The 9091-nt window shown below is 43.6% G+C and carries 4 protein-coding genes; 1 reads left to right on the top strand and 3 read right to left on the bottom strand.

Annotation, left to right across the window (positions count from 1 at the left end; genetic code table 11):
- Positions 1–99 precede the first annotated feature (99 nt).
- On the top strand, positions 100–3453 hold the full coding sequence (locus BJP37_RS00610) for an NACHT domain-containing protein (RefSeq protein ID WP_075895687.1): 3354 nt from the start codon (positions 100–102) through the stop codon (positions 3451–3453).
- A gap of 451 nt (positions 3454–3904) precedes the next feature.
- On the opposite strand, the gene BJP37_RS00605 is transcribed toward BJP37_RS00610, so the two are convergent.
- From BJP37_RS00605 to BJP37_RS00595, 3 genes are all read right to left on the bottom strand, one after another.
- Positions 3905–4318 (bottom strand): hypothetical protein, encoded by a 414-nt coding sequence (locus BJP37_RS00605; protein WP_075895685.1) that lies wholly within the window; start codon positions 4316–4318, stop codon positions 3905–3907.
- Positions 4319–4792: 474 nt separating this feature from the next.
- Positions 4793–7420, bottom strand: coding sequence for a chloride channel protein (locus BJP37_RS00600; protein WP_075895683.1), 2628 nt, complete (start codon positions 7418–7420; stop codon positions 4793–4795).
- 112 nt (positions 7421–7532) lie between these two features.
- Positions 7533–8867, bottom strand: coding sequence for a TldD/PmbA family protein (locus BJP37_RS00595; RefSeq protein WP_075905626.1), 1335 nt, complete (start codon positions 8865–8867; stop codon positions 7533–7535).
- Positions 8868–9091: the final 224 nt, after the last annotated feature.

The raw sequence follows: 9091 nt of genomic DNA, 5'->3' as shown, positions 1-9091 counted from the left end.
CGACTCCCGACTCCCGACTCCCGATTCCCGATTCCCTACTCCCTACTCCCTACTCCCTTTTCTCTATAATGATAAATAAACCACAAAAATACCAATATCATGCTGGATTGGTTAGCAGTTTGGGGAATTTCTAGTGCCGGTGGCTATCTCGCTAAAGAAGTAATCGGTCCCTTAGCCAAAGAAGCTCTAGAAGACTACACCAAAGACTTTTTCAAAGAATCCATCAAAGACTATACTGGACTATCGGATCAAACTACCCAGAAAAAACTCTTCGGTAAAGCCTTAAAAGAATTTGTAGCCTTAGTTGAAAAAGAATTGGAAGATGCTGACCTATCCAAGCCAGAATTAAAACAATATACTAAACCCCTCAAGCAGTATATTAAAAACCAATCCATTAAAGCTATCCTAGGAAGTGCGTTTAAGTATGGCTGTCAACAAATAGATACTGAGACATTAGCCAAGACTTGGATTGAGCTTAAGTTATTACCATTACCGGAAGAATTTCGTTGGAAGTATATTGCTAGACAGTATCTCAAGCAAGTACACACTATCATCCGGGAATCGGATCAGTTACGGCCTATCCGGGATTCCCAAACTCTGGATGCGATTGCACAAAACACAAAAGCTACAGCAGGCATTATCCCAGACTTTGACTTAAGCACCTATCAAGAAGCACTTTTAGAGCGCTACGGTAATCTCGGCTTGGATAGTTTAGATACCAATGCTTGTGCCTATAATGAACTAAAACTCTGGAAAATATTTATCCCCCAAAATGTGCGAGAGGTTCATGACTTGATGCCGGAGGCGATTCATGAACTGCCTAAGGATTATTATCGAAAACTCCTAGAGAGTGGTCAACTAGATCAGGAAATTGACCAAAAGGAGTTGCAACGAGCTAAAAAGGATTATTATCAACAGCCACTGAAATCGGTATTGGATTTGATCAAGGACTCTCAAGGCTATCACTATTTGGTAGTTTTAGGAGACCCAGGCTCCGGTAAATCTACTTTGCTGCAATATTTAGCATTAAATTGGGCAAGAACAGATCTGACTACTGGCCTTTCTCTACCAATTCCCTTACTGATTGAATTACGCACCTATATCCGCAATCGCGATAGTGGACAGTGTCAGAATTTCTTAGAATTCTGCCATCAAAGCAGTGGCTCCATCTGTCATCTGAATCAACATCAACTGCATCACCAGTTAAAGGCTGGTAAAGTCTTAGTGATGTTTGATGGCTTGGATGAAGTGTTTGAGCCAGGCAAACGAGACGATGTAATTACCGATATTCATCGCTTTACGAATACTTATCCTAAGGTACGAGTAATTGTTACATCTCGCGTCATTGGTTATAAACCCCAACGGCTACGAAATGCTGAATTTCGTCATGTGATGCTCCAAGACTTGGAGTCAGAACAAATTCAAACCTTTATCGAGCACTGGCATGAGTTAACTTTTACTAATCAAGCCGATAAAGTTAGGAAACAGGAGCGCTTACAAAAAGCAATTGACACATCTTCTCCGATTCGACAACTGGCGGTAAATCCCCTATTACTAACCATGATGGCAATCCTGAACCGCAATCAAGAATTGCCTCGTGACCGCTCTGAACTCTATAACCAAGCGTCTCGGTTACTGCTTTATCAATGGGATGTAGAGCGAGCATTACTAGAAGATAATCGTGTTGATCCCAAGACTATCGATTATAAAGATAAGCAACAGATGCTAGGAAAAGTGGCATATTTCATGCAGGGCAATCAAGCAGGATTAGCGGGAAATCTGATTAGTGGCGAGGATTTAGAACGGATTATCAAAGAGGAGCTGAAATTACGAGACGTTACTAATCCCAGAGCCGTTGCTAAGGTAATGATTAATCAGTTGCGCACCCGCAATTTTATTTTATGTTTCATGGGAGCCGATTACTACGCCTTTGTGCATCGGACATTTTTGGAATATTTCTGTGCTTGGGAATTTGTCAGGAAATTTGAGAAAAAACAGGAAATTTCCCTAGAACAGTTGAAAAATGAAGTCTTTGGTAAGCACTGGCCAGATGAATCTTGGCATGAAGTGCTCAGGTTGATTGTGGGCATGATTGATTCCAATAAAGCTGAAGAGATTATTGAGTATTTGATGGCACAAGATGGAGTCGAGGATGAGTTTAAGAATTTATTTCTGGCAGCGGATTGTTTGTCTGAGGTGAGGAATCGATATGAGATTCAATCAACGGATACTGAATTACTGAAGCGCGTCAAAGACTTAATTGATCAAAATAATATAAACTTAATTCCTTATTCTCTATATGATCCCTTTGGAAACTATGGATCATATGAAAGAGATTTAATTGATCATATTTGTAATACTATTTATAGTAACGCTGTGGTAGCAGTAGCCACCCATTGGCAAGACCATCGAGATACCTTAGTCCTACTTCAAAAATGGGCTCACTCAGATATTAATTCGTGGGTGCGACTTACAGCAATTGAACAGTTAGCTAAAGTTGACAAAGACTACCCAGATACCTTAGCCATACTTCAACAATCCGCTCGCTCTGATCCTGATTCGGATTTGCGAGCTAAAGCAATTAAACAGTTAGCTCAAGGTTATAAAGACCACCCAGATACCTTAGCCCTACTCCAAAAATCGGCTCGTTTTGATAGTGATTCGACGGTGCGATTTACAGCAATTAAACAGTTAGCTCAAGGTTATAAAGACCATCGAGATACCTTAGCCTTACTTCAAGAATTGGCTCGCTTTGATACTAATTCGTGGGTGCGAGGTAAAGCAATAGAACAGTCAGCTCAAGGTTGGCAAGACCACCCAGATACCTTACCCCTACTTCAAGAATTGGCTCGCTCTGATAGTGATTCGAGGGTACGACTTACAGCAATTGAACAGTTAGCTCAAGGTTACAAAAACCACCCAGATACTTTACCTCTACTTCAACAATCAGCTCGCTTTGATAGTGATTCGTCGGTGCGAGGTACAGCAATTGAACAGTTAGCTCAAGGTTACAAAAACCACCCAGATACTTTACCTCTACTTCAACAATCAGCTGGCTTTGATAGTGATTCGTCGGTGCGAGGTACAGCAATTGAACAGTTATCTAAAGGTTACAAAGACCACCGAGATACCTTAGCCATACTTCAACAATCAGCTCGCTCTGATAGTTATTGGAGGGTGCGACTTACAGCAATTAAACAGTTAGCTCAAGGTTGGCACGATCAGCCTTGGTTATTTGGATTTTTATGCCATCGCACTATCCATGATCCCTTTGAGCGTGATCAAGACCAGCATTATGACAATGTCAATCCTCGACAAATAGCCCTGAATGCCATCCTGAAATATTATCCTAACCATTCCCAAACCCGATCCTTATTGCAGGATAGAGCAGAGCATGACTCCGATCCTAAACTGCGGGAGTTTGCTCAAAAGAAATTAGCAAAATTACGGTAGTTCTGATAGTAATCAAGTATACAGGATTTTTTACCTGTTACCTGTTTACTAAAATTTTCAACTGATTTACCTCACCCAATTGATAACTGCTATCTATTATCAATAAGCTTAAAAAAAGACTTGACAACTATTATGAAATATAGTAATTTCATGATTGACAGCCAGTAAAATACTCCCAAAGTCGCAAACCCTGGGAGAGTCATTTTAGGTTACATTAAACCCAGTCTAGCATCCCTATTTGAATTGTGAAAATCAAACCATGGGAATAGATTAGAATGTAGAATTTAGAATTTAGAATTTGTAACCAGGGACACAAAAATGAATACACATTTTACAACAATCAAAGCCTTACAATGTAAGGATTACAGAAATTGAGAGTAGGTAATTAATTCTGTGTAGGTGTTTAATTCTACATTCTTAATTCTACATTCTTAATTCTACATTCTTAATTCTACATTCTGCCTTCAATACCCTTCGAAAACAATCGCTCCAATAACGGTTTAGGAATTGTTTCGAAATCCTCCAACAAGAAATCCATAATCGCCAGATGGCGCAAGTAACCAGGAGTGGGAGGGTAATGGCGACGACTGGTGGTAAACCAGCCATTAACAGTTTGAACGGAGCAAGAGCAGATTAAAGCCATATCTTCCCGACTCAAGTCCCACTTATTGTAAAACCGTTGCGGTGTCATACCCAATTCCCAGTAACTGTACAGTCGGATTAGGATTTGCTCGCGCTCGGTGATGGGATAGGGATAGGAATTTTCCTCCTGAGACTCCCTCTGTTCAAGCTGTGCAAGCTGCTCAAGACGCTCTATCGCTTCGTGGTAATCGATGGGAAGATAAACAAATCGTTTTTTTCGCATTATTATAGAATTACCTCAATTGTAATTGGGTAGAAAGCCGCGCTTGGCGCTTGCTCGGCAGAAAGCGCGGCTTTTTTTTCATGATTATAGTATAACCATTGGGTACTTTTATTGTCAACCTAAAACAAAAAAAAGTCAAGGCAATTTGTAAATTTTGTAATAATTAGTTACAATTAAAGGGTTAGCATGGTTACTGGTTTAATTGATAGCTGAAATTGGAACATAGAATTATAAAATGTCAGTTTTTAGTGGTCAGTGGTCAGCGGTCAGCGGTCAGCAATCAGCCTTTAGTTGTTCGCGTAGCGTGCGCGTAGCGCATAAGCTGATAGCTGATAGTTTGACCCAGTGGTGCGTTACGGGGCGGGCTGTTCCAACCAGACCCGAAGAGACATAAAATTAGTTCAAGCCCGCCCCTAACGCACCCTACGCGACTCCCGACTCCCGACTCCCGACTCCCGACTCCCGATTCCCTAATTAATGAAGCGCTTCCCTAACTAAAATCACAGTACTATCTACACCCCGTGCGATCGCTTCTGGAATATTGCCATGGATCGCCTGCTGCAATAATCCCTCTCGACTAGCTCCTATCACCACTACATCATGCTTTTGAGCCTTGGCTAAACGAATTAAAGCATCAGAAACAGAATAGGAACGGATCGGAATTGATACCACATTACTAATACCTTTGAGTTGCTGTTTGAGGAAATAGGTAGCTTTTTCCAAGCTAGTCATTACAGGTTCCCCAGCTTGAGGGTTAAAAACCTGAGTTACTACGATTTTCTCTGCTTTAGCAAGGGTTGCTAGTATCGGAATTAATTGTAGGGCACGCCTGGAATTGGGTCCACCAGCAATGGGGATTAACCAACGCTTCCAGGTCTTAGCTAGTGAACCGTACTTAGCAGATTTAACATCATCTACTACTTCCTTGCCTTGGGGTAATTTCAGCAATACTAAATCACAGGGAGCTTGTCGAATCAAGGTATCGATGATATTACCAAAAATCTGATTAGGACTATTAGATGGTGCTCCTTTCCATCCCATCAAAATCAGATTAATATGTCGTTGTTTAATGGTTTCTAGAATTGCTTGAGCGGTATCGTGGGATATCCGGATTTGGGTGTGAACTGGCATTTCCAAGCGTCGCCCTAGCCTTTCAGCTTTCCGTAGCAATCGGCGACTTTTGGTAGTATCAACTGCTGTCTGAGCAGGACTACTGCTGCGAGAGATGGGTATTACCTGCAAACACTCGATTTCATAGTCGCGATCGCGGCCAATAGCAGCAGCTATTTCCAACAATACTGGTGCTGATTGGGGATTAGCTAAGGGAACCAACATCCGTCCACTGCCGGTAGCTGGAGCCCGAGTATAATAAACGCCATAGGAGGGATCAGCACTCGGTCCTAGCTGCTCTTTTTCCCCACTAAGTTGGTTAGCTTCGGCACGAATAATATCACTAAAGGTAATGATTCCAACTAACTTTCTGCTTTCTAGAACAGGTAACCGATTGAGTTGATAACGATTAAGAATGTAGAGAACGTGGCTTAAGGTGTCATTGTGTCTAACTGTTATCGGTTGTGGAGTCATCACCTCTTTTATAGGGGTATTTCCAGGCAGTTGGTCTCGATTCTTGGCAATATCTTCTTGAGTAATTATCCCGACCAATTTCCCCTGAGCAACTACTGGAAAGCCGCGATGACTAGAGTTACTAAAGGTCTGAATGGCTTGATCTAAGGTCATCTGACTCCCTAGGGTTTCTACCCGGCGCTGCATAATGTCAGATGCTTTCAAACCAACTAAAGTTCTTTTGTCCACCTTTACTTGAGGCAAGCTGTAGCCTTTCCTCTCCAACAAACGTTGATAGAGAGACCCTTTGGCTAATTGATCGGCAACTAGGTAGGAAACCACACAGGTGATCATTAACGGTAGGACTAGATTAAAGTCCGTTGTCATCTCAAACACGATCACAATGGCGGTGATGGGTACCTTGGAAACAGCACTAAAAAATGCTCCCATCCCTGCCAAGGCGTAGGTAATCGGAACACCTAATCCGAGCAGATGATACTCACCGATGCCGACTAAATAGCCTAATGCGGAACCCAATACTAGGGAGGGATGAAACAACCCCCCTGGTGCTCCAGAACCATAGGCAATTATGGTCAGTAAGAAGTAGACCAGAAAAGCAAGACAGGTAAATTTCCAGCCGACATTACCACTGAGCAACAACTCCCGCAAACCACTGTTGTTATGGAACTGCTTCGGTAGCAGTGCTACAATACACCCACTAAGCATCCCAGCTATACCAATCCGCAATGGCAAGCTCAGCTTAAGGCGGTCGTAAAAATTCAGACTGGCCAGAATTCCCTGATTAAACAAAGCTGCTAGCAATCCAGCTAACACCCCCAACAACAAATAGAAGGGAATCTCAAGAGCGGAAAAGGTGCTGGAAAAGTTGCTTAGTTCCCGATTAAGATCTAGGGTCCCTCCACCCAATAGCCGGGAAACCACGGCACCAATAAAAGATGCTAGAATAGCAGTACCGAGGGTTATATTAGATAAATCTGGTAACAGTTCCTCAAAGATAAAGGCTACACTAGCCAGGGGAGCATTAAACCCAGCGGCTAATCCAGCCCCAGCCCCAGCGGCGATCATTTGACGTCGGTGATCAGGAGAGGTGGGTACCCAACGAGTCAATTGAGCTGCCAAAGCTGCCCCAATATGAACGGTTGGGCCTTGCCGTCCCATAGTCATTCCCGCCGCCAGAGATAGGATAGTGCTGACCAACTTGACCGCAGCCACCCGTAAATTCATCGCGATGGGAAACCGGGCAAGGGCACCTTTGATCTGAGGTACGCCACTACCTGTTGCCTCTGATGCTAGAAACTCAATCAGGAATCCGCACAGTAATCCTAAGCAGAGTCCAAAAGCCGGTAGGGCAAAGCTAGGGGGTAGGAGCAGAGATGCTTGAAGCCGCCAACTCCCTAACCAGCCAATACTGTGTTTGAGTAATACTGCTGAGAGTCCTGAGACCAATCCAATCAGACAGGCTTCGGCAAGGGCAAGACTTCTTTTGGGGATCAGCCATTGGGTAATGGGATTGATCATTGATTGATCATTAGTTAATTTTCATTAGTGATTATTCGTGGCTGCTTTGTAAATACCAGGATAATTTCTATAGTTACAAAAAAATAAGCACCAAGCACCGAGCACTAACCCACTAATGACTAGAGGTTACCGATAGTCCTTCCACAATTAGAGAGGGTGTATAGATGCTATCCTGCCAGTCAGCATCATCACCCAGTACTACTAACTGTTTAAGGGTGTTGTAGACATTCCCAGCTACCATGGTGTCTTTGACTCGACCAATAATATTTCCTTGTTGCACCCGATAACCTAACTCAACATTGACGGAAAAGTCACCAGAGATGCCAGCACTACCGCCAAGAATCTGGTCTATGACTAATCCTTCGTCTAATTGCCCAATTAAGTCATTGAGTGACCCTTGGCCTGGTTTAATCAGTAAGTTGACTAGATCAGGGGTTGGGTAGCTGCCTAGGCTAGGGCGAAATCCATTGCCAGTGGTGCCAGTTCCCAGTAAGCGACCGGTAGTGCGATCGCAATAAAACTGTTGCAATTGCCCTTCACTGATAAATACGAGGGATTGGGTAGGGGTGCCTTCATCATCAAAGGGGCAACTGTAGGGAAATTCAGGATTGGGTTGTTGAAACAGGGTCAGGTTTTTTGAGGTAACCACCTGACCTAGACTATCACTCCAGGGGGTCGCTTTTTCAAGTACCCGTTTTCCATTTAAGGCTGCTTCCACAGTGCCCCATAGCAAATCCGCTGCTTTAGAGGTCAACAAAATTGGCACACGACCACTGGGAGTAGAGACATTTTCCGTTGCCCAGTTGAGGCGTTGTAAGATTTGGTCTAGGACTTTGTTAGTGTTTAGGCTTTCTTTAGGCTCAGATGGGCTTAATCGAATTTCTGTACTATCACCGACACTTAAAAAGTCTTCACCCCTAACCCATTCAACCCCAAGGAAATAACTGAGGCTTGTGTCAGTATAAGAGCAATGTAATCCTTCGGAGTTAATGAGGCTAGTAGTTTCTGACTCCCATTCCGACTCAGCGCTACACAATACTTCTGGGTAGGTATCCCGAATTAATGCGATCGCATCCGAGCCGATTGCTACTAGTTCTTCTATCGGTATAGTTTCTGGTGAGTCGGAATAGTTAGCGCTAGGACCATCAGCCAGCTCTATGGATTCCGGTTCATTGAGTGCAGTCATGGCCATTGCCCGGTCTACTAAATCTTGGGCTGCCACTGCTCCATAGCCCACTGCTAGTCCTGGACGTCCGTCTCGCCATAACCGTAGCGCTGTGCCTTCCGATTGACTACTTTCGATTTGTTTGAGCCGATTCGCTTCAAAAAACACAGGACGAGAAAGCGTCCGCGACTGATAAACCTCTGCACTAGTCGCTCCTGATTTAGCTGCTAAATCTAACAGTTGTTCAGCTTGCAGCTCTTGCGGTATAGTTTCAGCACTCATATTGCAAAGGGAGTAGGGAGTAGGGAGTAGGGAGTAGGGAGTAGGGAGTAGGGAGCAGGGAGTAGGGAGTAGGGAGTAGGGAGTATGGAGTAGGGAGTAGGGAGTAGGGAGTAGGTAGTAGGGAGTAGGGAGTAGGGAGTAGGGATTAGGGAGTAGGGAGTAGGGAGTAGGGAGTAGGGAGTAGGGAGTAGGGAGTAGGTAATAAAAATTACTCACAATTTATT

The organism is Moorena bouillonii PNG, assembly GCF_001942495.1.
Classification (GTDB): Bacteria; Cyanobacteriota; Cyanobacteriia; order Cyanobacteriales; family Coleofasciculaceae; genus Moorena; species Moorena bouillonii.
Note: the sequence above shows the minus strand (reverse complement) of the source record. Positions and strands in the feature narration are given on the sequence as shown.

What these genes read in the sequence shown, in the direction of transcription:
- BJP37_RS00595 (WP_075905626.1), bottom strand. Translation starts at nt 8,867, where the DNA reads ATGAGTGCTGAAACTATACCGCAAGAGCTGCAAGCTGAACAACTGTTA.
- BJP37_RS00605 (WP_075895685.1), bottom strand. Translation starts at nt 4,318, where the DNA reads ATGCGAAAAAAACGATTTGTTTATCTTCCCATCGATTACCACGAAGCG.
- BJP37_RS00610 (WP_075895687.1), top strand. Translation starts at nt 100, where the DNA reads ATGCTGGATTGGTTAGCAGTTTGGGGAATTTCTAGTGCCGGTGGCTAT.
- BJP37_RS00600 (WP_075895683.1), bottom strand. Translation starts at nt 7,420, where the DNA reads ATGATCAATCCCATTACCCAATGGCTGATCCCCAAAAGAAGTCTTGCC.